This is a genomic window from Ruegeria sp. AF1 (genome assembly GCF_056542125.1).
The window spans coordinates 154,777-180,095 of sequence record NZ_JBQFZG010000006.1 but is presented as its reverse complement, the minus strand read 5'-3'; the positions used below and the strand labels follow the sequence as shown (position 1 = coordinate 180,095).

General features: G+C 59.6%; 26 protein-coding genes and 1 tRNA gene. 14 read left to right on the top strand and 13 right to left on the bottom strand.

The genetic code is table 11. The features are described 5' to 3' along the window. Positions 1-18: 18 nt before the first annotated feature. Positions 19-105, bottom strand: a tRNA-Leu gene (locus tag ACR0BK_RS11285). Between the two features lie 141 nt (positions 106-246). Here ACR0BK_RS11285 and ACR0BK_RS11280 point away from each other — a divergent pair. Next, a complete protein-coding gene (locus tag ACR0BK_RS11280; RefSeq protein ID WP_480554709.1) occupies positions 247-906 on the top strand; it encodes a DsbA family oxidoreductase in 660 nt (219 codons plus the stop codon). A 41-nt stretch (positions 907-947) separates the two neighbouring features. Beyond that, the gene (gene lipB / locus ACR0BK_RS11275; RefSeq protein WP_480554707.1) at positions 948-1,604 is read left to right on the top strand and encodes a lipoyl(octanoyl) transferase LipB; all 657 of its coding nucleotides are present in this window, start codon (positions 948-950) and stop codon (positions 1,602-1,604) included. Between the two features lie 494 nt (positions 1,605-2,098). On the opposite strand, the gene ACR0BK_RS11270 is transcribed toward lipB, so the two are convergent. Further along, the gene (locus tag ACR0BK_RS11270; RefSeq protein ID WP_480554706.1) at positions 2,099-2,512 is read right to left on the bottom strand and encodes an HIT family protein; all 414 of its coding nucleotides are present in this window, start codon (positions 2,510-2,512) and stop codon (positions 2,099-2,101) included. A gap of 469 nt (positions 2,513-2,981) precedes the next feature. Here ACR0BK_RS11270 and ACR0BK_RS11265 point away from each other — a divergent pair, with 469 nt between their 5' ends. The 4 genes from ACR0BK_RS11265 (at position 2,982) to ACR0BK_RS11250 (ending at position 7,736) form a co-directional block, all read left to right on the top strand. Beyond that, a complete protein-coding gene (locus ACR0BK_RS11265; protein ID WP_480554704.1) occupies positions 2,982-4,433 on the top strand; it encodes an amidase family protein in 1,452 nt (483 codons plus the stop codon). A gap of 386 nt (positions 4,434-4,819) precedes the next feature. Continuing rightward, on the top strand, positions 4,820-6,478 hold the full coding sequence (gene ctaD, locus ACR0BK_RS11260; RefSeq protein WP_267366169.1) for a cytochrome c oxidase subunit I: 1,659 nt from the start codon (positions 4,820-4,822) through the stop codon (positions 6,476-6,478). A gap of 122 nt (positions 6,479-6,600) precedes the next feature. Beyond that, complete coding sequence (locus ACR0BK_RS11255) at positions 6,601-7,200, top strand: DsbA family protein (RefSeq protein ID WP_480554703.1); 600 nt, start codon at positions 6,601-6,603, stop codon at positions 7,198-7,200. A 44-nt stretch (positions 7,201-7,244) separates the two neighbouring features. Further along, positions 7,245-7,736, top strand: coding sequence for a DUF2244 domain-containing protein (locus tag ACR0BK_RS11250; protein ID WP_480554702.1), 492 nt, complete (start codon positions 7,245-7,247; stop codon positions 7,734-7,736). A 21-nt stretch (positions 7,737-7,757) separates the two neighbouring features. On the opposite strand, the gene ACR0BK_RS11245 is transcribed toward ACR0BK_RS11250, so the two are convergent. After that, positions 7,758-8,243 carry a GatB/YqeY domain-containing protein gene (locus ACR0BK_RS11245; RefSeq protein WP_267366166.1) on the bottom strand — a complete coding sequence of 162 codons (486 nt, stop codon included), beginning with the start codon at positions 8,241-8,243 and terminating at the stop codon, positions 7,758-7,760. 183 nt (positions 8,244-8,426) lie between these two features. Between ACR0BK_RS11245 and carA the strand changes: the two genes are divergently transcribed. Both carA and ACR0BK_RS11235 read left to right on the top strand, forming a co-directional pair. After that, positions 8,427-9,593 carry a glutamine-hydrolyzing carbamoyl-phosphate synthase small subunit gene (carA, locus tag ACR0BK_RS11240; RefSeq protein ID WP_480476568.1) on the top strand — a complete coding sequence of 389 codons (1,167 nt, stop codon included), beginning with the start codon at positions 8,427-8,429 and terminating at the stop codon, positions 9,591-9,593. An 81-nt stretch (positions 9,594-9,674) separates the two neighbouring features. Next, positions 9,675-11,552, top strand: a complete 1,878-nt coding sequence (locus ACR0BK_RS11235) for a glycosyltransferase (RefSeq protein WP_480554700.1) — start codon at positions 9,675-9,677, stop codon at positions 11,550-11,552. Between the two features lie 3 nt (positions 11,553-11,555). Here ACR0BK_RS11235 and ACR0BK_RS11230 read toward each other — a convergent pair whose 3' ends face one another. Continuing rightward, the gene (locus tag ACR0BK_RS11230; protein WP_267363400.1) at positions 11,556-12,203 is read right to left on the bottom strand and encodes a GntR family transcriptional regulator; all 648 of its coding nucleotides are present in this window, start codon (positions 12,201-12,203) and stop codon (positions 11,556-11,558) included. A gap of 100 nt (positions 12,204-12,303) precedes the next feature. Between ACR0BK_RS11230 and ACR0BK_RS11225 the strand changes: the two genes are divergently transcribed. From ACR0BK_RS11225 to ACR0BK_RS11215, 3 genes are all read left to right on the top strand, one after another. After that, complete coding sequence (locus tag ACR0BK_RS11225; RefSeq protein WP_480476564.1) at positions 12,304-12,948, top strand: pyrimidine 5'-nucleotidase; 645 nt, start codon at positions 12,304-12,306, stop codon at positions 12,946-12,948. Positions 12,949-13,035: 87 nt separating this feature from the next. Then, on the top strand, positions 13,036-13,284 hold the full coding sequence (locus ACR0BK_RS11220; protein WP_480554699.1) for a hypothetical protein: 249 nt from the start codon (positions 13,036-13,038) through the stop codon (positions 13,282-13,284). A gap of 74 nt (positions 13,285-13,358) precedes the next feature. Continuing rightward, positions 13,359-14,555 (top strand): UbiH/UbiF family hydroxylase, encoded by a 1,197-nt coding sequence (locus tag ACR0BK_RS11215; protein WP_480554698.1) that lies wholly within the window; start codon positions 13,359-13,361, stop codon positions 14,553-14,555. A gap of 12 nt (positions 14,556-14,567) precedes the next feature. Here ACR0BK_RS11215 and ACR0BK_RS11210 read toward each other — a convergent pair whose 3' ends face one another. Continuing rightward, a complete protein-coding gene (locus ACR0BK_RS11210) occupies positions 14,568-15,695 on the bottom strand; it encodes an aminotransferase class V-fold PLP-dependent enzyme (protein WP_480554696.1) in 1,128 nt (375 codons plus the stop codon). A gap of 317 nt (positions 15,696-16,012) precedes the next feature. On the opposite strand from ACR0BK_RS11210, the gene ACR0BK_RS11205 reads away from it, so the two are divergent. Next, entirely contained in the window at positions 16,013-16,627 is a 615-nt protein-coding gene (locus ACR0BK_RS11205; protein ID WP_480476556.1) for a GntR family transcriptional regulator, read from the top strand. 6 nt (positions 16,628-16,633) lie between these two features. Here ACR0BK_RS11205 and ACR0BK_RS11200 read toward each other — a convergent pair whose 3' ends face one another. Both ACR0BK_RS11200 and ACR0BK_RS11195 read right to left on the bottom strand, forming a co-directional pair. After that, on the bottom strand, positions 16,634-17,092 hold the full coding sequence (locus ACR0BK_RS11200; protein WP_209504239.1) for an Lrp/AsnC family transcriptional regulator: 459 nt from the start codon (positions 17,090-17,092) through the stop codon (positions 16,634-16,636). Continuing rightward, positions 17,089-17,544, bottom strand: coding sequence for an Lrp/AsnC family transcriptional regulator (locus ACR0BK_RS11195; protein WP_480476554.1), 456 nt, complete (start codon positions 17,542-17,544; stop codon positions 17,089-17,091). The genes ACR0BK_RS11200 and ACR0BK_RS11195 overlap by 4 nt, the downstream gene beginning before the upstream one ends. A 131-nt stretch (positions 17,545-17,675) precedes the next feature. Between ACR0BK_RS11195 and ilvC the strand changes: the two genes are divergently transcribed. Continuing rightward, on the top strand, positions 17,676-18,698 hold the full coding sequence (ilvC, locus tag ACR0BK_RS11190; RefSeq protein WP_480476552.1) for a ketol-acid reductoisomerase: 1,023 nt from the start codon (positions 17,676-17,678) through the stop codon (positions 18,696-18,698). Positions 18,699-18,744: 46 nt separating this feature from the next. Here the strand turns inward: ilvC and ACR0BK_RS11185 are convergent, their stop codons facing one another. Further along, positions 18,745-19,200: an SRPBCC domain-containing protein gene (locus ACR0BK_RS11185; RefSeq protein WP_480481413.1), complete on the bottom strand. Its 456-nt coding sequence runs from the start codon at positions 19,198-19,200 to the stop codon at positions 18,745-18,747. Next, positions 19,197-19,508, bottom strand: coding sequence for an ArsR/SmtB family transcription factor (locus ACR0BK_RS11180; protein ID WP_480476548.1), 312 nt, complete (start codon positions 19,506-19,508; stop codon positions 19,197-19,199). The genes ACR0BK_RS11185 and ACR0BK_RS11180 overlap by 4 nt, the downstream gene beginning before the upstream one ends. A 78-nt stretch (positions 19,509-19,586) precedes the next feature. Here ACR0BK_RS11180 and ACR0BK_RS11175 point away from each other — a divergent pair, with 78 nt between their 5' ends. Next, on the top strand, positions 19,587-20,489 hold the full coding sequence (locus tag ACR0BK_RS11175; protein WP_480554694.1) for a DMT family transporter: 903 nt from the start codon (positions 19,587-19,589) through the stop codon (positions 20,487-20,489). On the opposite strand, the gene glmM is transcribed toward ACR0BK_RS11175, so the two are convergent. From glmM to ACR0BK_RS11155, 4 genes are all read right to left on the bottom strand, one after another. Continuing rightward, entirely contained in the window at positions 20,486-21,829 is a 1,344-nt protein-coding gene (gene glmM, locus ACR0BK_RS11170; RefSeq protein ID WP_480554693.1) for a phosphoglucosamine mutase, read from the bottom strand. The genes ACR0BK_RS11175 and glmM overlap by 4 nt on opposite strands. A 33-nt stretch (positions 21,830-21,862) precedes the next feature. Continuing rightward, positions 21,863-22,861, bottom strand: coding sequence for a dihydropteroate synthase (folP, locus tag ACR0BK_RS11165; protein WP_480554691.1), 999 nt, complete (start codon positions 22,859-22,861; stop codon positions 21,863-21,865). Then, the gene (locus ACR0BK_RS11160) at positions 22,858-23,778 is read right to left on the bottom strand and encodes a dihydroneopterin aldolase (protein WP_480554690.1); all 921 of its coding nucleotides are present in this window, start codon (positions 23,776-23,778) and stop codon (positions 22,858-22,860) included. The genes folP and ACR0BK_RS11160 overlap by 4 nt, the downstream gene beginning before the upstream one ends. 100 nt (positions 23,779-23,878) lie before the next feature. Continuing rightward, positions 23,879-25,252, bottom strand: coding sequence for a multicopper oxidase family protein (locus ACR0BK_RS11155; RefSeq protein ID WP_480554688.1), 1,374 nt, complete (start codon positions 25,250-25,252; stop codon positions 23,879-23,881). Between the last annotated feature and the right edge of the window lie 67 nt (positions 25,253-25,319).

Here is a 25,319-nt window from a genome sequence, read left to right as displayed (position 1 = left end):
ACAGGATACGAAAAGATTTGGTGCGGTCGAGAAGACTCGAACTTCCACGGGTGTTACCCCACAGCGACCTCAACGCTGCGCGTCTACCAATTCCGCCACGACCGCACTGCCTGTGACTTGGTAGAGCGGCGTATAGACGTTGGCGCACGCGATGTGAAGAGGCAAAAACACACTGGTTTAAAAACCTTCGCAGCAGTCCTATCTAAGCCGGTGATCAACACAGTTTCGATCTGACAGGAGCCGCAGATGACCTCGCCCGATACCCGCGCCATCATCCAAATCGATATCGTGTCAGACGTCGTGTGCCCGTGGTGCATAGTCGGGTTTCGCCAGCTTGACGTGGCATTGAAACAGCAGGGCATCCAGGCCCAAATTCGCTGGCACCCGTTCGAATTGAACCCGAACATGCCGCCTGAAGGGCAGAACCTGCGGGAACACATCACGGAGAAATATGGCTCGACCCCCGAACAGAGCCAGCAGGCACGTGACAGGCTAACGGCGATCGGAGCAGAACTGGGGTTCACCTTCAACTTTCACGAAGACAGTCGGATCGTGAATACAATCAAGGCGCATCAGTTGCTGGATTGGGCCGAAAGTCAGGGCCAGCAACACCAATTGAAGCTTGCGCTTTTCGACGCATATTTCACACGGCAACAGGATGTGTCCGACGTTGAGGCTCTCTTGCAGGCCGTCACGTCTGCCGAGCTGAACCCTGATGCCGCACGTCAGGTGCTTGAGACCGGCGAACACATCGCCTTGGTGCGAGAGAAACAGCAATTCTGGACCAGCAGGGGTATTTCAGGTGTGCCGTCCATGGTGTTTGGCGGAAAATACCTGCTGACCGGCGCGCAAGGGGTCGATACCTATTCCCGGGTGCTGCAACAGTGTTTGACCGAAGCGGCCTGACCCCTCTTCCCCTGCCCGCTACGGACGGATATGAGGCCGCCATGGAATGGAAAATCACCGATGGTCTGACCAGTTATGACGAAGCGACCGCCTTTATGGAGGCACGCGTCGCCGGGATTGCACGCGGCGACGCGGAGGAGTGCATCTGGTTACTGGAACACCCGCCGCTTTATACGGCAGGCACGTCAGCTAAGGTAGAAGACCTGACCGATCCTGACCGCTTTCCGGTTTATGCAAGCAAACGGGGCGGCGAGTACACCTATCACGGCCCCGGTCAGCGTGTGGCCTATGTCATGCTGGATCTGAACAAGCGCGGGCGCGACGTGCGCCAATTCGTGAAGCAGTTGGAAAACTGGGTGATATCGGCACTTGCCGAATTCAACGTGCATGGCGAAATACGCGACGGGCGCGTTGGTGTCTGGGTGCGGCGCGACGACAAACCGCTGACGGTGACCGGCAAACCGGCAGAGGACAAGATCGCGGCAATTGGCCTGCGTTTACGCAAATGGGTCAGCTTTCACGGTATTTCGATCAATGTCGAACCGGATCTGGAGCATTTCTCGGGCATTGTTCCCTGCGGGATCAGCGAATATGGCGTGACTTCATTGGTGGATCTGGGGCTTCCGGTCACCATGAATGATCTCGATGCGGCCTTGAAGAAAACCTTCGAGGGCGTGTTTGGTGCCTCTGATTTCTGATTCTGCCTTGGCAGAGAATCAGCTTCCGCTGCGCTTGGATACAACAATATGCATGTGCGGAAGGCTCTGTTTCCGAAACACGTCGCAATTTACCAAGAACCATTCAGTTTTACGTTATTCTTTAGGCAAGTTTTAATTCTCTAGGATACACCGGTGTTGTTAACGAGTAATATTAAACTGCCAATCAAGAGTGAGTGGTATGTTAAACCGGTGATCAAGGGCTCGCCCTCGAAATCCGAGAAGTGTTTGGTTACGAGTCTGCCGTTCCGACCCCAAATCGGAACGGCAATTCATTTCCCCCCTTCACGCTGAAACCCGTGCTCAAGCCGCAATGGTCGGGGGCAGGCGATTTCTGCGTTGTCCAGCTATGGATCCACATGGCCTGTCCCAAGGAGGGGTTTCGGGTTTTCTTGTCTCCGGTCGCGGCGACATGCACGGGCGGATGCGGGTAATTGTCCGGATTGACACCTCACAAACAGACCAAAAGGTCTTGATTACAAAGCGATTTTTATCCTTTCCGCATGTTCAGCAATCAGGTCGAAATCACCCATTTTACCAGGTGGGCGCATCGACACCCCGTCATGACGCGGCAGGACGTGAAAATGCAGGTGGAAAACCTCCTGCCCGCCTGCGGTTTCGTTGAATTGCTGAATGGTTACACCCTCTGCGTCGAAGGCTTTCATCACCGCACGAGCCATCTTTTGAACGGTGTTCATAACCGCCGCCAGTTGGTCGGGCGTGGCATCCAGCACGTTTCGGCAGGGCGTTTTGGGGATCACCAGCAAATGCCCATCAGCGCGCGGCATGATGTCCATGAAGGCCAGTGTGTCGGCGTCTTCGTAAACTTTTGACGAGGGTATCTCGCCGCGCAGAATTTTGGCGAAGATGTTGTCGGGATCATAATCCATGGTTGGCCATCCGTTCCTTGAGGGGCTTTTGACCGAGTTGTGGTCCACCCGCCCTGCGGGGTCAAGTCGGGGGATTGAAGGGGGAAATGTACAAATTGTACCGGGTTTTCAGAGGCCGTTGTTCGTTTTGTACAATTGGATTTGGCTTGAGATCGCATAGATCGAGACAGATGCAGGACGTTCCCGACAGGTGATGTCCGCCTACGCAGCAGAGTACAGGTTTCGCATTTCTTAATGAGACGAAAACTGGTTAAGTTCTTCAATACTTCATCAAGCTCAAGTCAAAGGTTCGCATTGCGAGTATTTGCGGTCAACTGAGTGTTCCCGAGTGTTGGTGTTTGCTGCCCGCTGACCGTTAGGCAAGACAATGGTTTCGCCTCTGCATGATTGATATTCTAGGCGGGGTGAAAATTTGGAGAAGAACATGCTTTCCAGACGGGATTTTCTTGGCTCAACAGCGGCGAGCCTCATGTTCGCGACAGCCGGCAACCGAGCTGCGGCGCAGGTTTCGGAATTTCGGCAAGTTCTGTTGACTACGGACGGGCTCGGCCTTGCGGCACTGGTCAAGTCCGGAGACATAACGCCATCAGAGCTTTGCGACGCTGCCGTCGAAGCCGCCTTGGCGCTTGATCAGAGTCTCAATGCGATCACAACGCCGATGTACGAAGAGGCGAGAGACAAGGCCGTGGACATGCGACGGCAAGGACCGTTTGCCGGGGTTCCGTTTGTGGTGAAGGATAACCTCGATATTGCAGGGCAATACACGACCCATGGCTCGCGCGTATATCGCGACAATCACCGACCAAGGTCCGCGCCGCTGGCACTGGCCCAAGAGGCAGCCGGGCTGAACCTGATCGGAAAGAGCAATATGCCAGAGGTCGGAGCACTTCCGGTCACGGAAGGTCAACTGCTCGGACCGTGCCGCAACCCGTGGAACCTCGATCACTCCTCCGGAGGCTCAAGCGGAGGGTCCGCGGCTGCGGTCGCGGCAGGTATCGTACCGCTCGCCCATGCCAGCGACGGCGGCGGGTCCATCCGTATTCCTGCATCCTGTTGTGGTGTCTTCGGATTGAAGCCAAGCCGTCACCGTATGTTGTGGGGATCGAGTGATCAGACCACCTATGCTGCCGACAATTGCGTCAGCCGCTCCGTGCGAGACAGCGCGGTGCTTTTCGCCTTGGGGCAGGACCGGTCACCGAATGCACCGCACAGACCAATCCCGTTGATTTCTGGCCCGTCCACCAACCGGCTGAAAATCGGATTTGACCTCCGCAATTATTACGGCGACCTGCCAGATCCCGAGGTGCAGCGCGTCATCGAAGAAATGGCGCAACTCTGCGAAGACCTTGGTCATAGCGTGATTGAAACGCAAAGCCCGGTGGACGATGAGTTCGAGCTTCGCTTCAACCAGATCTTCGGGTTCCGCATGGTGGGCCTCGCCGACGCGGCGACGGCCAAGGCGGGCCGACCGCCGGAGGAAACGGGACTGCTTGACGCGTTCGTCCGCGACTGGGCCGCCTTCGCGCGCAACTTCACTCATGAAGATCAGGAAGCAGCCAGCGCATATATGCTGGATCTGGGCACCAGATATGGCGCATGGCTGTCCGCGTTTGATGTGTTTCTGTCACCGGTTACCCCGGGCACAGCACCGGTGATTGGCACGCTATTCGATGAAAGTGTCCCATTCGAGGAGATGTTCGCGCGTGTTGCGAGGTTCACGTCCTACACCCCGATTCAGAACGCGCTTGGATTGCCAGGAATGTCCGTGCCCGCAGGCCTGACCCGTGAAGGTCTGCCTATTGGCAGCCATTTCGTTGCACCCGCCGGTCGCGAAGACACACTTTTCGAACTGGCCTACGAAATCGAACAGGCGAAACCATGGTGGGCCGACTGGGCGCCTGTGTCGGTGGCCAGTCTCTAGAGCTCCATGCAATAGCAATAAGTACGTTGAAATCGAGAACGCCCAAGGAGGCAGCGACCCCTTTGTGTTCTTAAGCTACCCTTCCCTGTCCTCGATCCTGCGGAGTGGGCCGACGGCAGGCGTTCACTCCTTTCCGGTCGGCTTTGAGCGCCGGTCCCATTGCGGGCGGCATGATGACAGGTACCAGATCCGCTGTATCGCCACCCCCCGAACGCTCAGATCCCGGCCTCTTGATCGTTCCTTTTCAAGGGGGGTGCGGCCATTTATCTTGATCCAGATCAAACTCGGCCATTGAAGGTCGCCCCTACGCATTCTAAAACCAGCAGGAATCCCGCGCGTTGGAGAGGTCCGGCTGCGCGGTGTAGTTGCAACAGGAGGCACCTATAATGGCAGACGCAGCCATTCATGGTCACGACCATGAAGACCAGCGCAGCTTTTTCCAGCGCTGGTTCATGTCGACCAACCACAAGGACATCGGGATTCTGTACCTGATCGTTTCGGCTCTGGCCGGTCTGATCTCGGTTCTGATGACCGTTTACATGCGGCTCGAGCTGATGCACCCCGGTGTTCAGTACATGTGCCTTGAAGGCTTCATGGCCGACCCGTGTACGCCCAACGGGCATTTGTGGAACGTGATGATCACCTATCACGGTGTTCTGATGATGTTCTTTGTTGTCATCCCTGCCCTGTTCGGCGGATTTGGCAACTATTTCATGCCGTTGCAGATCGGCGCGCCGGATATGGCGTTCCCGCGGATGAACAACCTGTCCTTCTGGCTTTATGTTGCCGGTACCTCGCTGGGCGTCGCCTCGCTGCTGAGCCCGGGTGGGAACGATCAGATGGGTTCGGGCGTGGGCTGGGTTCTGTACCCGCCGCTGTCCACGACCGAGGGCGGCATGTCCATGGACCTTGCGATCTTTGCCGTACACGTATCGGGCGCCTCCTCGATCCTCGGCGCGATCAACATGATCACCACCTTCCTGAACATGCGTGCCCCCGGCATGACCCTGTTCAAGGTGCCGCTGTTCAGCTGGTCGATCTTCGTCACCTCGTGGCTGATTCTGCTGTCGCTGCCGGTTCTGGCGGGCGCAATCACCATGTTGCTGATGGACCGCAACTTTGGCTTTACCTTCTTTGATCCGGCCGGTGGCGGCGATCCGATCCTGTATCAGCACATCCTGTGGTTCTTTGGCCACCCGGAAGTGTATATCGTGATCCTGCCCGGTTTCGGCATCATCAGCCATGTCATCGCGACCTTCTCGCGCAAGCCGATCTTTGGCTATCTGCCGATGGTCTGGGCGATTATCGCAATCGGTGTTCTGGGCTTTGTCGTGTGGGCGCACCACATGTACACCGTCGGCATGTCGCTGCGTCAGCAGGCCTATTTCATGCTGGCCACGATGGTCATCGCGGTTCCGACGGGCGTTAAGGTCTTCTCGTGGATCGCGACCATGTGGGGCGGTTCCATCGAGTTCAAGACACCGATGCTGTTTGCCTTCGGCTTCCTGTTCCTGTTCACCGTTGGCGGTGTGACCGGTGTGGTTCTGTCGCAGGCTGGCGTGGACCGTGCCTATCACGACACCTACTATGTGGTTGCGCATTTCCACTATGTGATGAGCTTGGGTGCCGTCTTTGCGATCTTTGCGGGGATGTATTTCTACTTCGCGAAAATGACCGGTCGCCAGTATTCCGAGTTCTGGGGCAAGGTTCACTTCTGGATGTTCTTCATCGGCGCCAACCTGACCTTCTTCCCGCAGCACTTCCTGGGTCGTCAGGGCATGCCGCGCCGCTACATCGACTATCCCGAGGCGTTCGCGCAGTGGAACTATGTTTCGTCGATTGGTGCGTTCATCTCGTTCGCTTCGTTCCTGCTGTTCTTCGGCATCGTGATCTACGCCCTGCTGCGTGGCGCGCGCGAGACCCGGCCCAACTACTGGAACGAGTATGCGGATACGCTGGAATGGACCCTGCCCACGCCGCCGCCCGAACACACGTTCGAGCAGCTGCCCAAGCAGGAAGACTGGGACAAGGGCCACGCGCACTGATCCCGATCTGATCCAAAGAAACCCCGCCCAGGTGGCGGGGTTTTTCTTTGCCCTCACCCCGCGTTCGCCAAGTGCTCCGAAATCAGCTATGATGTGCGGACGGAACAGTCGGAGGGTCGGCAATGCCCGAGATCGACTTTTGGTATTCCATTGGCAGCACGTACAGCTTCCTGACCGTGATGCGTCTGGACGAATGGTGCGCCGAGCATGACGCCACAGTGAACTGGCGCCCGTTCAACGTGCGTACGGTGATGTCGGCCCAGCAGAATATTCCTTTTGCCGGAAAGCCTGTGAAATCGGCTTATATGTGGCGCGACATCGAACGCCGCTGTGCCAAGTACCACATCCACGCCAACCTGCCCGCGCCCTATCCGATTTCCAATCTGCCGCTGGCCAATCAGGTTGCGGTGCTTGGGATGAAGGATGGCTGGGGCGTGACGTTCACCCAGACGCTTTATCGCATCTGGTTCGAAGAAGGGGTGGAAGCCGGTAGCGAAAGTGCACTGTCTGAGGCGCTTTTGCGGTGTCAGCAGGACCCCCGACTGACCCTGGCGCGCGCACAAGGCGACGACATCGTCGCGGCCCTTGAGGCCGAGACGGAAACCGCCGTCAAACTGGGTGTTTTCGGCGCCCCCAGCTTTGTTGTCCGGCAAGAGGTGTTCTGGGGTGACGATCGTCTGGATGACGCCCTATCCTGGTCTCGGGTCGGCCACGTCGTCTGATCAAAACCCGTCGACATGAGGCCGCGCTGCGCTATGTTCGCGGTATGCCCTACACGTGGAATCAGACCTCGGAAACCGAACAGGAACTGCGGCTTTGGCCGCATAACTCGCTGCCTCCGCGAGGGGCGATGATCACGATATTGTCGGTATTCCTGTTTGGCCTGATCCCGTTGCTGGCCACGCTTGGTTCCGTGATCCTGTGGGGGTTGCTGCCGTTTCTGCTGATCACTGTGCTGGGGCTTTGGCTGGCCATCAAGACCAACTACCGCGCCCGCAGTGTTTTCGAGGTTCTGACCCTGTCGGGCACACATGCGCGGCTGGTGCACCACACCCCCGGCAAAGAGCAGCACGAATGGTTTTGCAACCGCTATTGGGCGCGACCGGCGATGCACGAGAAAGGCGGCCCGGTTCCGCATTATGTCACCCTTGTCGGAGACGGGCGCGAGGTCGAAATCGGGGCGTTTCTGTCCGAAGATGAGCGGATCACGCTTTATGACGAGCTTGTTCTAAGACTGCGCGAGCCGGTCGCGCAGTAGCAATTCACAGGGCCTAGTGCCTCAGCAATCGCCGTTTGAGGCTGCGCACAGGTGATCCTTGACCATCGGGCCGACCTTGCCGAAATCCATCCGGCCGGTATAGCGCGTCTTCAACTCGCCCATCACCTTGCCCATATCGCGGATCGAACCCGCGCCGGTTGCCGTGATGGCGGTTTGAATGGCCTTGCTGACCTCATCGTCATCCAGCTGTTTGGGCAGAAATTCCTCGATCACCTCGACTTCGCGAATCTCGCGTTCGGCCAGATCCAGGCGACCGCCCTCTTCGTAGGCGCGTGCGCTTTCCTTGCGCTGCTTGGTCATTTTTCCAAGGATTTCAAGAACCTCTGCGTCGCTGCATCCCTTTGCTTCTTCATTGTCGGACGCACGTGCCGCGATGTCGCGGTCTTTGATGGCGGCGTTGATCAACCGCAGCGTCGACAGACGCTCGGCTGCTTTGTCTTTCATTGCTTGCTTCAGGGCGGCATTCACCCGTGATCGCATGTCCATTTGGTTTGTCCATCCCCATGACAAAGGAACCCCGACCATATCGAAACAAAAAGCCTGACACAACCGGGGGTGAATACAGCTAACTATTTGAAAAACAACAATAGCCTAAAAATTGAACAGACTTGACCCAGACGCGCAACCCCCTTAGGTATGCGCCGATTTACCCTACAGGAGAGTCGCGCCATGGCCCCGAATGCCCCGTCCAAGCCCACCGCATGTCTGGCTTTGGCCGATGGAACCCTGTTTTACGGCGCAGGCTTCGGTGCGACCGGGCAAACTGTGGCCGAGCTGTGCTTTAACACGGCGATGACCGGATATCAGGAGATCATGACCGACCCGTCTTATGCCGGGCAGATCGTGACCTTTACATTCCCTCATATCGGCAATGTCGGTGTGAACCCCGAGGATGACGAAACCGGTGATCCGGTCGCGGCAGGCATGGTTGTGAAATGGGATCCGACCGAGCCATCAAACTGGCGCTCGACCGAGGAACTCAAGGGCTGGCTGGCGCGCCGGGGGCGCATCGCCATCGGTGGTGTCGATACCCGCCGCCTGACCCGTGCCATCCGGCAGCAGGGCGCCCCGCATGTGGCGCTGGCCCATGATCCCGAAGGAAACTTCGACATTGGGGCGCTGGTCGCTGCCGCGCGCGGCTTTGCCGGGCTGGAGGGTATGGACCTGGCCAAGGATGTCACCTGCGCACAAAGCTATCGCTGGGATGAGATGCGGTGGGCCTGGCCGGATGGGTACCAGCGTCAGAAGGCCCCCGCCCACAAGGTTGTTGCCATTGACTATGGCGCCAAGCGCAACATCCTGCGCTGCCTCGCATCTGCTGGATGTGACGTTACCGTTCTGCCCGCGACTGCGACCGCAGCCGACGTGCTGGCACATCAGCCTGACGGTGTGTTCCTGTCGAACGGTCCCGGCGATCCGGCAGCAACAGGCGAATACGCTGTTCCAATGATCAAGGAGATTCTGGAGACGACAGACCTGCCTGTGTTCGGCATCTGCCTTGGACACCAGATGCTGGCGCTTGCACTGGGTGGTCAGACGGTCAAGATGAACCACGGCCACCATGGCGCGAACCACCCGGTCAAGGATCTGGACACCGGCAGGGTCGAGATCACCTCGATGAACCACGGTTTTGCCGTCGATGCGCAATCCCTGCCCGATGGCGTCGTGGAAACTCACCGGTCGCTGTTTGACGGCTCGAACTGCGGTATCCGCATGGCGGACCGGCCGGTCTATTCGGTGCAGTACCACCCCGAGGCATCGCCCGGGCCGCAGGACAGTTTCTATCTGTTCGAGCGCTTCGCCGAGGCGATGGAAAAGAAGAAAATACAGGCATAACTGCTTGTCTGTGCAGTGTTAACCGGGCGTTAACCTTGATCGAACAACCCTGAGCGCAGGTAACTGCGCCAGGGTTTTGTTATGGCTGAGCTTGATCTTCTGGATTTCACGTCCGCCGCACCGATCCCTGCGCCCGGGTATCGGAAACCACTGGGCACCTGCCTGCTGGAAACCGGAGCCATCACCCAATCCCAGCTGGACCATGCGCTGAGCCAGCAAACCAGACAGAACGCACCGCTGGGAGAGATACTGGTCGGCGAAGGTTATGCCACCCGGCAGGACGTGTTGAGCGCGCTGTCCGCGCAATCCGGCTGGCAGATTGCAGATCTTGAACAAATCCCGCCGATGCCGGAACTGAGCGGGCTGATGCCGGTCGACTTCTGGCTGAAACACAATGTCATCCCTTGGATGCGGATTGGCCCCCTCGTTCTGGTGGCCACGGCCCGGCCCGACCGGTTCGCAACCGTGACCGCCGAAATGCGCGAATGCGATTATGCCGTGATCCCGGTGCTGGCGGCCCCTGATCAGATCGACCGCACGATTGCGCGGCAGTTTTCGGGGTCTTTGGCCAGATCGGCGGAAACGCGGGTTGATCCCGCGGAAAGCTGCCGCAACTGGACCCTTAGGTCGCGCGTAGGGCCGTCGGTGGCCCTGTTGTGTGTGCTGGGGCTGTTTGCCTTGTTCCCGGCGTTTGGCCTGCTGGCGATGCTGGGCATGGCTGTGGGAACTCTGGTGCTTTTTGCAGTCTTTCGGACGGTTGGCACGCTGGCTTATCTTTGGCATCGTCTGAGAACGCAGCCGGACCACACCGAAGCTGCCATCACATTGCGGCAGCCCTGCGTGTCGATCATGGTGCCATTGTACAAGGAGCGCGAGATTGCAAACGCTCTGGTGCACAGGCTGCAGCGGCTGACCTATCCCAAGGCGTTGCTGGATGTCATCCTTGTGCTTGAGGAAAAGGATGACGTGACGCGCAATGCTCTTGCGCAGGTGAGCCTGCCCAGTTGGATGCGCATCGTCGAGGTGCCCGAGCTGAACGGGTTGACCACCAAACCCCGCGCCATGAATTACGCGCTGGATTTCTGCCGGGGCGACTTCGTTGGCGTCTGGGACGCGGAAGACGCCCCGCAACCGGATCAGATTGAGCGCGTGGTGGCGCATTTCACCCAGGCCGCGCCGGATGTTGTGTGCCTGCAAGGGGTTCTGGATTACTACAACCCGCGCAGCAACTGGCGGTCGCGCTGCTTTACCATCGAATACAACAGCTGGTTCCGCGTGATCCTGCCGGGGATCGCCCGCATGCGGCTGGTGGTGCCGCTTGGGGGCACCACGTTCTTTTTCCGTCGCGACAAACTGTTGGAACTGGGCGGCTGGGATGCCCACAATGTCACCGAGGACGCTGATCTGGGCGTAAGGCTGTGCCGGGCCGGGTACCGGACCGAAATGGTGGATACCACAACATATGAGGAGGCGAATTTCCGGGCCTGGCCCTGGGTCAAACAGCGCTCGCGCTGGCTCAAGGGGTTCATGGTCACGTATCTGGTGCATATGCGCAGCCCGCGAAAACTGTGGCGTGACCTTGGTGCCGTTAAATTTCTGGGCCTTCAGGCGTTCTTTTTGGGCACGTTGGGGCAATTTCTGCTGGCACCCATTCTCTGGGTATTCTGGCTGTCAAGCCTGGGGTTGGCCAATCCGATGGGGAATATTCTGCCGCATTCCATCTCAACCGCGCTGATCGGGCTGTTTCTGGTGGCAGAGGGGCTGAGTATCGGTGTTGGTCTGATCGCCGTATCCGCGCGTGAGCGGCGGTTTCTTTTGCCTTGGGTTCCGACGATGTTTCTGTATTTCCCGCTAGGCGTGATTGCCGGTTACAAGGCGTTGTGGGAATTGGCGACCAACCCGTTTTTCTGGGACAAGACCCAGCACGGACAGGCCAGCGAAGACGAGCCGCTGACCTGATAATCACTTGTCGCGGCGACTTGCGTCCTGTTTCAGGCGCGTCATGAACGCGATCGAGATATGATCCTTGAGCGCCCGCCCCGCCGCCTCTTCATCGCGCGCGGCAATGGCTTCGACGATGCCTTTATGTTCGCTCTGGGCAATCTCTCCGCGCCCCTGCACGGCCAGCGACGTGGTCGCCATCAAGGCCATAGTCCGGTGCACCAGATCAAGCTGCTGGACAAGGTAGCGGTTGTGCGAGGCCAGATGGATCTGTTCGTGAAAGCGCCGGTTGGCACGTGACAGCGCCATCGGATCGCCCACCAGCTTGTCATCTTCGAGAACCATGTCCTGAAGAACCCTGATCTCTTCTTCGGTGGCGTGTTTGGCAGCCAGCCGCGCGGCGAGCCCTTCCAGTTCGCGGCGCACGATATAAAGCTCGGCCATCTGGTTGTGGTCCAGCGACGCCACGATCAGTGACCGACCGTCCCGTTCCAGCAGAGACTGGGTTTCCAGGCGTTGCAACGCTTCGCGGATCGGGGTGCGCGACACCCCGAACCGTTCTGCCAGCTCGCTTTCCACCAGACGATCGCCGGGCTTGTAGACGCCGACATCAATGGCTTCGAGTATCAGGCTATAGGCATCCTTGGTGGGGGATCGGGTCTGGCTCATGGGGTATTCTGTCTCCTCGTTCGGACATGTCTATCCGTCTCTGGGGGCAGCAATCAAGTACGGCATTGAAATCACCCGGCCCGCGCCCTAAACCCAAGCCATGGTCAAACCGTCCTTCAGTCATGTCACGCAATGGGTGTTCGATCTGGACAACACCCTGTATCCGCCGCATATGCAGCTGTTCGATCAGATCGAAGTTCTGATGACGGATTATGTGGTGCAAGCCATCGGCGTGGACCGGGCCGAGGCCGACAGGCTGCGCGGGCAATACTGGCGCCAATACGGCACCACGCTGGCCGGGTTGATGGCCGAACATGATCTGGACCCCGAGCCCTATCTGCACGCGGTGCATCAGGTGGACATGAGCCATATGGACCCGGATGCAGAGCTGGCCGATCACATTCGCGCCCTGCCCGGACGGCGCATCGTCTACACCAATGGCAGCGCGCCCTACGCCGAGCGGGTCTTGCAGGCGCGCGGGCTTTCGGGGCTGTTTGATGCAATCTATGGCGTCGAACATGCCGGGTATCGGCCCAAGCCCGAGAAAGCCGCCTTTGAAGCCATCTTTGCACAGGATGGCATTCAGGCTGACAAGGCCGCGATGTTCGAGGACGACCCGCGTAATCTGGCCGCCCCGCATGAGATGGGAATGCGCACGGTTCATGTCGCCCCGGACCCGCATGAGGCCGATCACATCCACCATCACACGGACGATCTGACCGCATTTCTGGCCCGCCTGCGGTAGCCTGTCACACTGCGACGATCCGTACGTTCTGCACCCGCATGCGCAGCCCTATATGCGCTGGAGCGACGAACAGAACGGAGAAGCCCCATGAGCGCGATCGATATGCCCGGACGCCTGCCGGTTTGGCAGCGCCTTTTCTTTGCAATTCCGGTTTTCGGGTGGCTGGCCCGCGACGCGGCCAACGGCAAGGCGGAGGACCTGTATTACACCGTCGGCGCGGTCCTCAGCATGTGGGGCTGTTCCGCCATGGTGTTTGGTCTTCCCGGCCTTTACATCCCTGCCCTGATGATGGTGCCGGTGATGTTCCTGGTCCTGATCCTGATCTCGCGCGGCTGAGATACGGGACAGGATGTCACTTGGCGCAGGGGGTGGAACCGAACTAGGGTCTGCCCGAGATGATGAGAGGCGCCATGACTGACAGTTGTGACATCCTGATTTCCGGCGGTGGAATCGCCGGTCTGACCGCAGCGGCGGCGTTTGGAACCGCCGGGTTTGACGTGGTGTGCGTAGATCCCGCGCCACCGATCACCGAACGGGATGTGGACGGGTCCGACCTGCGCACCACCGCCTTTCTGCAACCTGCGCGCGGCCTGCTGGAGCAATGCGGCCTGTGGGCGCGGCTGGATGCCCATGCGGCCCCCTTGCAGATCATGCGTATTGTCGATGCCGGGGGGGACGTGCCCGAACCCCGCGTCGTACGCGATTTCAACGCCGCTGACATTTCCGAGCAACCGTTTGGCTGGAACCTGCCCAACTGGCTGTTGCGCCGGGAAATGGTCGCGCGGCTGGCAGAGCTGCCGAATGTCGATTTCCGCCCCGGCACCGGCACCGTCAGCCTGTTCACCCGCACTGCCGAAGCCCGCGTTGGCCTGAGCGACGGCAGCCGCATCCGCTGCAAGCTGGTGCTGGCCGCAGATGGGTGCAACTCTCCCATGCGCGCGGCCGCCGGTATCAAAGTGCATACAACGCGGTATGGGCAGAAAGCGCTGGCGTTCGCGGTGACGCATCCCGTACCGCACGAGAATGTCTCGACCGAGATACACAGGTCTGGCGGGCCGTTCACATTGGTTCCGCTGCCCGATTGGCAGGGGCAGCCCTCGTCCGCCATTGTCTGGATGGAACGCGGGCCAAATGCCGTTGACCTTTTGACCCTTGATGCCGAAGCGTTTGAGACTGCGATGACAGAACGGTCCTGTGGCCTGTTTGGCCCCTTGAAGCTGGCATCGCGCCGGACCATCTGGCCGATCATCAGCCAGTCCGCGGAACGGCTGGCGGGTGAGCGCATTGCCCTGATGGCCGAGGCCGCGCATGTGGTGCCGCCGATCGGCGCGCAGGGGCTGAACATGTCATTGGGCGATCTGCGCTGCCTGCTGGATCTGGCGCAATCCCAGCCCGAAGGTCTGGGCGACGCGCAGATGCTGGACGCATATCACAAGGCGCGCCACACCGAGATCGAGATGCGGGTCAAAGGGATCGACCTGCTGAACCGCGCCTCGATGATCGAGGCGCGCCCGCTGCGGGATGCGCGCGCAATGGGGCTGAGCGCGCTTTATTCTCTGCCCCCTGTGCGCAAGACGCTGATGCAGATGGGCCTTGGCGTTCGCTAAGGCCCGGCCTGTTTACAGAACCTGATCCAGCACGCGTTTCAGGCGCGCGATGGTGGCGTCTACATCATAAAGCTTGTCCAATCCGAACAGGCCCAGACGGAAGGTGCTGAAGCCTTCGGGTTCGTCACATTGCAGCGGCACCCCGGCGGCAATCTGCATCCCCAGAGCGGCAAATTTCTTGCCGTTCTGGATTTCGGGGTCCGAGGTGTAGCTGACCACAACGCCGGGTGCGCCGAAACCGTCAGCCGCCACCGAGACAATGCCATACTCCTTCAACATCGCCCGCACGCCGTCGCCCAATGCCCATTGCGCCTTGCGCAGCTTTTCGAACCCGTATCCCCTGGTTTCTGCCATGGTGTCGCGGAAAGCCAGCAGCGCATCGGTGGGCATCGTGGCGTGATAGGCGTGAGCGCCATTTTCATAGGCCTGCATGATCTGGCGCCACTTTTTCAGGTCGATGGCGAAACTGTCCGAGCTTGTCTGTTCCAGACGCGCCTCGCCCCGTTCGGACAGCATGACCAGACCGGCACAAGGCGATGCGCTCCAGCCCTTTTGCGGGGCCGAGATCAGGACGTCGACGCCGGTGGCTTTCATATCCACCCAGGCACACCCGGATGCGATGCAATCCAGTACCATCAACGCACCCACCTCATGCGCCGCGCTGGCCAGGGCGGTCACATAGTCATCCGGCAGGATGACACCTGCCGCCGTTTCAACATGCGGTGCGAACACAACACCGGGTTTCTGTTCGCGAATCGTTGCGACGACCTCGTCAATCGGTGCGGGCGCAAAGGGGGACGGGCTGGTATTGCCGGTCTCGCGCGCCTTCATCACGGTGGTCGAGCTGGTCAGGGCGCCGCTTTCGATGATCTGGCTCCAGCGGTATGAAAACCACCCGTTCCGAACCACAAGGACTTCCGCCCCGCGCGCGAATTGCCGGGCGACCGCTTCCATCGCATAGGTGCCACCGCCCGGAATGACGGCCACCCCGTCTGCCTTGTACACCTCTTTCAGCATGGCAGAGATGTCGCGCATTACCCCCTGAAACTTTTGGGACATATGGTTCAGCGAGCGATCGGTGAATACGACCGAGAATTCTTCGAGCCCGTTCGGGTCAACGTTTTTCAGCAAGGCAGGCATATGGCGTCCTTTCAATATCGTCAGTGCAGTCTTGGTCTCTTTACCTTGGCCAGTAAAGCCATTTCGCGACAAATAGTGACGCCACGGAATGCGGGTAAAATCGGCCTGTTTGGTGCTGTAGGACGCTGGGAACACAAGAAAATGACGCCAACCAGTGTCACTTCCCCTTTACACTTCTGCTTGCTTCTGAACAGATGCGCACACTTTTTACTTGAAGGGATATTTTTCCTGTGACGATTCATAAGCGTATTAACTTCCAGTCCGTTCGAGATGAAGTAAAACGACGTATTGAAAGCCGCGTGTGGCCTCAGGGATCTTTGCTACCGACCGAAACGCAACTGGCGGAAGAATTCAATTGCGCCCGCGCGACGGTGAACCGCGCCCTCAGGGAACTGGCCGATCAGGGTTTCATCGAACGCAAGCGCAAAAGCGGTACGCGGGTCAAGAAAGAACCCAGCAAACACGCCAAGCTGGAATTCTCGCTGGCGCGACAGATGGTCGAAAGCCAGAATGCCGCCTATCGCTATGCGCTGGTGGAACGGACTGTCGAGGCCTGCCCCCGCTGGCTGTCCTCTCAGCTTGATGTCCCCGCCGAGACGCGGGTTCTGCATGTCGTTTGCATGCATTACGCGGACAACCGCCCGTTCCAGCTTGAAGAGCGCTGGATCAATATCGGAACCGTCCCCGATGTGGAAAAGGCCGACCTGACCCAGCAAGGACCGCATGAGTGGCTGTTGAATGCCGCTCCGTTCAACGATGCCGAGGTTGCGTTCTGCGCGATTTCCGCTGATGCAAGGCTGGCGGAATTCATGGGAACCACGGCGGGCGCGCCGATGATCCAGATGGAGCGCACCACATGGAAAGAAGACAAACCGATTACGTTTGCCCGCCTGACCCATCATCCCGGATATTACATCCGCACCAGATACTAAGGCAGGTCACCCAATCGGTCCCGGCAGCCGTTCCTCGCTCAGCAGAACATTCGCTTCGACATCGCCTGCGCCGGGCAGCGTCATGATCCGGCGCCGCAACACGCGTTCGAAATCGGACAGGTCCCGCGCCACGACGCGCAAACGGTAGTCGTACAGACCCAGAACATGCTCGACAGTCTGAACTTCAGGGATGGCGCTGACGGCGCGTTCGAAATCCTCAAGGCTGATCTGGCCCTTGCGCGCCAGCTTGACCCCCAGAAACACGGTCACGCCAAAGCCGAGCGCCTCGGCATTCAGGCGCAACCTTCGGCCCTTGATGATCCCGGCGTCCTCCAACCTGCGGATACGCCGCCAGGTGGCGGGTTGAGACAGATTGAACCTCCGACCCAGGGCACCCGCGCTTTGGGTGGCGTCCTGTTGCAGCGCACGCAGCAGACGGCGGTCAATCTCGTCCAACTCGATCATACCGGCAACACCTCGTCCCGCTTGACTCGCGCGATATGCATCAGCGCTTCGATATCGGCGATATGCGGCAGGGTCAGGATCCGGTCCCGATAAAGCTGCTGATAGTGCTTCATATCCCGCGCTATGACCGACAGGCGGACATCCACCCGGCCCAGAAAGGTCTGGATTTCGATCACCTCGGCCACGTTGCGGGCCTCTTCCATAAACTCGTCAAAGGCGCGGGCCTGTGTCTTGTCCAAGGTGATCCGAAGCGACACTTCGACAGCATAGCCCATTGCGGCCCAGTCGATCACCGCCTCCTGCCCTTCGATGATCCCGGCCGCCTGCATCTTTTCCAGCCTGCGCCAACAGACGCCAGCGCTGATCCGGCACAGATCGGCAAGTTCCGCGGTGGTCAGGCTTGGGTTGGCCTGAAAATGGCGCAAAATGCGCCGGTCGATATCGTCAAGCATGATTTTTTCGGTATTTTCCGTTTCCAAGAATTATTCTTCATCTTTTTCACAAATACTCAAGCCCAACCCTATCGCCAATCGGACGCCCGGCAGGTAGAACCGCCCCAACCAAACCAGAAAGGACCGGCAAAATGCGCGTCTATTACGATCGCGATTGCGACATCAACCTGATCAAAGACAAGAAAGTGGCTATCCTGGGCTATGGCAGCCAGGGTCACGCCCACGCGCTGAACCTGCGCGACTCGGGCGCCAAGAACCTGGTCATCGCCCTGCGCGAAGGCTCGCCCTCGGCCAAGAAAGCCGAAGCAGAAGGTCTGGAAGTGATGGGCATTGCCGAAGCGGCTGCCTGGTGCGACGTCATCATGTTCACCATGCCCGACGAATTGCAGGCCGAAACCTACAAGAAATACGTTCATGACAACATCAAGCCGGGCGCGGCCATCGCCTTTGCCCACGGCCTGAACGTCCATTTCGGCCTGATCGAGCCGAAGGACGGCGTTGACGTCATCATGATGGCCCCCAAAGGCCCCGGTCACACCGTGCGTGGCGAATACACCAAAGGCGGCGGCGTGCCCTGCCTGGTCGCGGTTCACAACGATGCAACCGGCAAGGCGCTGGAAATCGGCCTGTCCTACTGCTCGGCCATCGGTGGCGGCCGTTCCGGCATCATCGAGACCAACTTCCGCGAAGAATGTGAAACCGACCTGTTCGGCGAACAGGCCGTTCTGTGCGGTGGTCTGGTCGAACTGATCCGCTGCGGCTTTGAAACTCTGGTCGAGGCCGGTTACGCACCCGAGATGGCCTATTTCGAATGTCTGCACGAAGTGAAGCTGATCGTTGACCTGATCTATGAAGGCGGCATCGCCAACATGGATTACTCGATCTCGAACACGGCCGAGTATGGCCAGTATGTCACCGGTCCGCGCATCCTGAAATACGACGAGACCAAAGCCCGCATGAAAGCGGTTCTGGACGACATCCAGCAGGGCAAATTCGTCCGTGACTTCATGCTGGAAAACGCCGTTGGCCAGCCGACCATCAAAGCGTCGCGCCGCGCCAATGACGAGCATATGATCGAAGAGACCGGCGCCAAGCTGCGCGGCATGATGCCGTGGATCTCGGCCGGCAAGATGGTCGACAAAGAAAAGAACTAAACCTGACCGATGTCAGGCAAAGGGCGGCCCAGGCGGTCGCCCTTTTTCATTTTAAGACCGCTTTGGCAAAGCATTCACCCAGAACGATATCCCATCCCGTATCGTAGCCGCCGCGCTTTTCGGGCGCTTCCCCCGCCCAGACGTCCCAGCCGGAATGCGTCAGGGTGACTTTGGCCTGCCCCGAACCACAATCCTCAAAACGCACATCGACGCGCGTTGGAGACTCCCTGCTGGTGCCCGGATGCCAGGTGAATGCCACGGATTGGCCGGGATCAATTGCCAGCACCTGACCCCAGTCGGCACGGGTTCCGTCGAACATGACCTCATAGACCGCGCCACCGATCCGGGGTTCAATAACCACGTCCCTTGCCGGTTGTCCCTGCGATGCGGAAACCGCGTGGCTGTCCAGCGGCCACCATGTCCCGATGCGGTTGACGAAGATGTCGAAAGCGCGCGCAGCAGAGGCACTTACGACAATTGTCTTGACTATCGGGTCTGTCATGGCCTCTCTCCCGCTCTGTTCACCTCATCTGCAAAGCTGTTCATCACGTCGCTCCAGTAACGGTCGAGCCATCTGCGCAGCTCTGCCAGCCCCTCGGGGCGCACCGCATAGATCCGGCGCGTCCCTTTCGCGTGGCATGTCACCAGCCCAGCATCAGACAGCACCTTGAGATGTTGTGAGACGGCCGGTCGGCTTACCGGCAGCTTTGACGCAAGTTCGCCCACTGCCTGAGGCTGGCTGGCAACGGCTTCGAACACCTGCCTGCGGGTCGCATCGCCCAAAGCTGAAAATGTCATATCGTAAGTCATTGCTTACGGTAAGTAGAAACTAACATAAAGTCAAGATCGACCCGTGACACCGACGCGCACGCGGGATAAGGGGATGGAATGGTTGAACAACCCACGAAACAGGACTGGAGCGGCGTTTTCACGCTGGGGCTTATTTGGGGCGGCACATTCATGGTCGTCGCGATGGCTTTGGAAGGCTATGGCCCGATTACCGTGGCGACATCGCGCACCACTTTGGGTGCGATGACATTGCTTGTCCTGATGCGGATCACCGGGCGCCGTATGCCGGTTTTGACACCCGCGCTGACAACATCAATCCTGCTGATTGGCGTGTTGTCGACTGCGGTGCCTTTCATGCTGCTCAGCTGGGGGCAGCAATATGTACCCTCGGCCTTTGCAGGGCTGTCCATGGCCGCAATTCCGCTGATGGTGCTGCCGCTGGCGCATTTCTTTTCCGATGAGCCGCTGAACCTGCGTCGGTTTCTGGGCGTATGCCTTGGGTTTTCCGGCGCATTGGTCCTGATCGGACCCGGTCTGGCAAAGCTGGGTCAAGGGACCGAGCCGCTGGCGCAGCTGGCCTGTATCTCTGCCGCCCTCTGCTATGCCTCGACATCGATTCTGACACGACGCTGCCCGCCGGTCGAGCCGCTGGCGCTGGCCGCGCTGACCCTGCTGGTCGGCGCTGTTCTGCTGGTGCCCATCATGCTGCTGGTCGAAGGTGTCCCTACTTGGCAGGGCAACCGCCCATCGCTGGCCCTGATTGTCCTTGGGCTGATCCCCACAGCTTTCGCCAATTTGCTGCGGGTTTCGATCACCCGCAGCGCCGGATCGGTGTTTTTGACGCTGGTGAATTATCAGGTGCCGATCTGGTCGATGGTGTTCGGGGCCTGGATCCTGTCCGAGGCCCTGCCCCTGCGGTTCTACGTCGCCCTGGCCCTGATCTTGACGGGCATGGCCATCAGCCAATGGTTCAGCCTGCGCAGGGTTCTGTTCGGGCGCTAGCCTGCGGCGGCTTCGACCTCGGCCACGATACTGTCGACGACCTGTACCAGCAGCGCGTCATCCTCGCATTCGGCCATAACGCGGATCAGCGGCTCGGTGCCGGATTTGCGGATCAGCAACCGGCCCTGCCCGTTCAGCCGCGCCTCGGCATCGGCAATGGCAGCTTTAACGCTTTGAACTTCAAGCGGAGTTTGACCGTTGGCATAGCGGACGTTCTTCAACAGCTGCGGCACGGTTTCGAACTGCTTGGACAGGTCCGAGGCTTTGCGACCAGACAGAACCATCTCGGCCAGGAAATGCAGGCCGGCCATCAGGCCGTCACCGGTGGTGGCATAATCGCTCATCACGATATGACCGGATTGTTCACCGCCCAGGTTGAAGCCGCCTTCGCGCATGCGCTCGACCACATAGCGGTCGCCGACAGCCGTGCGTTCCAGTCGCATGCCGTGTGACGAGAGGTGCCGTTCGAGCCCCAGATTGGACATCACCGTGGCCACAAGGGCATCGCCTTTCAACTGCCCGGATTTTTTCCAGGCCGTCGCTAGCAGCGCCATAAGCTGATCGCCATCGGCGATCTGACCGGTCTCGTCGACGATAACAACCCGATCCGCGTCGCCGTCCAGACAGACACCAACGTCAGCGCCATGCGCCACGACGGTTTCGGCGGCCAGTTGCGGCTTGGTCGATCCGCAGTTGAGGTTGATGTTCTTCCCATTGGGCGAAATCCCGATCGGGATCACGTCTGCACCCAGTTCCCAAAGAACCTCGGGCGCGGTGCGGTGGGCGGCGCCATTGGCACAGTCGATCACCACCTTGAGACCATCCAGACGCACATCGCGCGGCAGCGAGGATTTTACACGCTCGCCATATCTGAACCGGGCGTCATCAACACGACGCGCCCGTCCGATATTCTGGGCCTGAGCAGGCCGGACACCTTCGTCGATCAGCTTTTCGATGTCGATCTCGGCCTGATCGGACAGTTTATAACCGTCGGGGCCAAAGAACTTGATGCCGTTGTCCTCTGCCGGGTTGTGGCTGGCCGAGATCATGACACCCAGATCGGCCCGCATCGACCGCGTCATCAGGCCCACCGCAGGCGTCGGAACCGGTCCTAACAACAGCACATTCATTCCCGTTGACGTCAGACCGGCGGTCAGCGCGTTTTCCAGCATATAGCCGGACAGGCGTGTGTCCTTGCCGATGACGACCCGGTGCACACCGGTCGCATCACGCCGGAAATAGCGCCCCACCGCAGCCCCGATGCGCAACGCCATTTCCGCCGTCATCGGATGCGTGTTGGCCGTGCCCCGCACCCCGTCGGTTCCGAACAGCTTGCGCATTGGTGTCACTCCGTGATTTTCCGTGAGACCGGATTACCGGACAGCGGCCCATAGACGCAAGGCCTGAGCGGTCTCGGCGACGTCGTGAACGCGAATGATCTGCACGCCCTGAGACAATCCGGCCAAAGCCACAGCAATTGAACCCGGCGCGCGGGCAGTCTTGTCAGGCTCCCGTCCAATTGTTCCGATAAAGCCCTTGCGGGACACGCCCAGCAGGATCGGGCAGCCAAGCCCGTGAAACAGGCTGAGATTGCGCAGCAAGGTCAGGTTGTGATCCTCGGTCTTGCCGAAACCGATACCTGGATCGACGATGATCAGGTCGCGCCGAAGCCCCAAGTTTTCCAGCAGAGCGATCTGGGTTTCGAGGAAGTCATAAACATCCAGCAACACGTTGTCGTAGCTGGGGTTTTCCTGCATCGTGGCTGGATCACCCTGCATATGCATGACGCAGACCGGTGTGCCCTTGTCGGCGCAAAACGGTGCCAATTCGGGATCGAAAGTGAACCCCGAGACATCGTTGACCAGCCCCGCGCCCGCCGCACACGCCGCTTTGGCGACGCTGGCTTTGCGGGTGTCGATTGAAATCAGGGCATCCGTTTGTGCGCGAATCGGCTCGATCACCGGGCGGGTGCGGGCAATTTCCTGATCTGCCGGAATGAAATCCGCGCCCGGGCGCGTTGATTCCCCGCCAATATCCAGAATGGTGGCTCCATGCGCCACCATCCTTGCAGCGGCATCGCGGGCGGCCTCGACGGAACTGTGAACACCCCCGTCCGAGAAACTGTCAGGCGTGGTGTTGAGAATGCCCATGATGTGCGGCACCTGCATATCCAGCCTGGCGATGGGTGCGCGCGGGCGGGTCAACCGCTCCAGTGCCCCACCGGGAATATCCGATGCTGCCATGATCTGCGGTGCGGTATCGCGCCCAAGCGCTTCGACATGGGTAAACCACAGGGGCTGACCGGCCAGAGAATACGCGCCAGCGGGCCGGGTCTGGCCGTGCTGAACCAGCGGTCTGAAATAGATGCTCACAATTCGGCCTGATCCACGGCCACAGCCCGCAGGGGGGTTTTGGGCGTTTTCGGCAATTCGCCGCCGATGACCATCATTTCGCTGGCTTCAAAGGTCGCGGCAAACCATGCGGCCAAAGCCACGGCGTCGGAGGGCGCGGCGGACGGACCATCCACCGCGTCCAGCACGATCTTGGACGGGGCCCAGACACAGATCTGGCCGTTCTTCGTGGCCCAGTCCAGTTCCGTCCGGGTTGAAACCACCTTGCAGCGGTGATCGCGCGCGGCCAGAACCCACGCGTTCTGCTCGATCGCCAGCAGGTCAATCCGGCGCTGTGTCATTGCGTGGCCGGTTTGCGGCGCAGCCAGGTCTGACGCCCCCACACACAGGATCAGCGGGCGCTGTCGGTTCTGCAACTGGTCGATCCACCCGGTCAGATTGTCCGACGCGATAGCGTCATTCGACAAGTAGACCAGACGGGGATGCGGGCGATCTTCCTCGGTCACGTCGTGATGAACCGAGTCTTTCCCCCGCACGATCTCGACCCCGAGAGCGCCTGGGCCGCGATCCAGTTTTTCGATGCGAACAAAGACCCTTACAGCCTGTGGTTCATGCAAGATACGTTCGGCTACACGCTCGGCCAGGGTTTCAAGCAGGTTCAGACGCTCGGCCGCGAGTTCATAGGCAATGGATTCCGTCACCCGGTCATAAGACAGGATGCGATCCACATCGTCGTCAATCGGGTCGGTCAGAGGCCGGACTTCGACCACGATATTGAAACAGATCCGCTGGGTTGTTCCCCGCTCGGCCTGAAACGCACCGATTTCAACCTCGACAATATGGTCGCGCAGGGAAATGCGGTCCAGCGGCCCTCGGGGCGAGGTCGCCTCGGACCGTTCGGTCGGGTGCGCAAATGCCAGTCGGATTTCAGAACTCATGGGTCCGGCCTTTTCGGCTTGTTGCAGGGCTTGCCCTCTATAGGCGTTGCAAGGGCCTATAACATTCAAACAAACGCCATTCCAACCGCCGAATGCGGCGTCAGGTAACGCGAAACCAGCTCATCATACCCGAAGCGGCATGTCCCAGCATATGGCAATGCAACAGCCAGTCCCCCGGATTATCCGCGACCAGAGCGATCTGGCGGGTTTGTCCGCGATCAACCAAAACAGTATCGCGCCACGGGCCAAGCGATCCGTCCGGCTGGATCAGTCGGAAGTGGTGACCGTGCAAATGCATGGCATGTGGAAAGACTGTTTCATTGACGAACTCGATCCTGTGAAGACCCCCGGTCCGGGCATCCAGAAACGGGTCGGACGGGCGTTCCGCATAACCGTTCAGGGCCCAGAACCGGCCCAACTGCGCCAGTTCCTGGCCTGGCAATTCTGTGTCCCCGATCCGGGCGCTATCCAGCCAGCGCATCGCCCCGCCTTGCAGGGACATCCGGTGCAATGGTGCGGATGAGACATCCTCGATGACTGGCAAAGGGTTGGGCGGCAACGCTGACACGCCTTGTCGCGGCGCAGGTGCGAGAGGTTCGTCAACATCAAACCGAACGATGCCAAAGGCACCATCGCGCTCAACACTCACCAGACTTGCCGTATCGCCCGCAGCCACGACATCCACAACAAGATCGATGCGTTGTGCGGGGGCGATTGGGAAAGCCCCAGACAATGGGATCGGCTTTTCCAGTGGCATACCGTCAAGAGCGACGATCCAACCAGACAACCCGTCAAGATTCAGGTCAAAAATCCGCGCGTTGGAGGCGTTGATCAGGCGTAGCCGGAGACGGTCGTTCTGTCGCGCCTCAACGCGCGGGTCAAGGGATCCGTTGACAGTGATGATATTCCCCAGCCGACCAGCATGGCTGAGATCATGGCCATTGTCGAAATCATCCGTGATCTGAGCGGTTTCCGGATCAAGCCGCCAGTCGTCCAGCATCAATACCAGATCCTGATCCACATCAGGGGCAGCAGTTTCTTCGACGATCAGCGGCCCGTAAAGCCCGCGCGCAACCTGTTCCATCGACTGGTTATGCGCATGGTACCAATAAGTCCCTGCGTCTGGAACGACGAAGGAGTAATCAAAGCTTGCGCCCGTCTCGACTGCGTCCTGCGTCAGGCCGGGCACGCCGTCCATGGCGTTTTCGATGCGAATTCCGTGCCAATGGACCGACGTGGCTTGCGGAAGCTGGTTCATCAGGGTGCGCTGGATGCGGTCGCCCTGCCTGACACGCAGTTCAACGCCCGGGACAGACCCGTCATATGTCCAGACTTCCGTTTCAGGATAACTTGCTGGCGCGATCGGGTGTTTGGCTACACGCGCATTAAGCGGTGCAAAACCCGCGCTGGCCACACGCGGCATCAGCAATGCTGCGGCGGCGGATTGCAAAAGGTGTCTGCGGTTCAAAATCATCACGGGCCTCCTGGCCCGCAATATAGGGTGCAACCTGCCCCACGCCAGCAAGCTTCCAGCGCGGGTG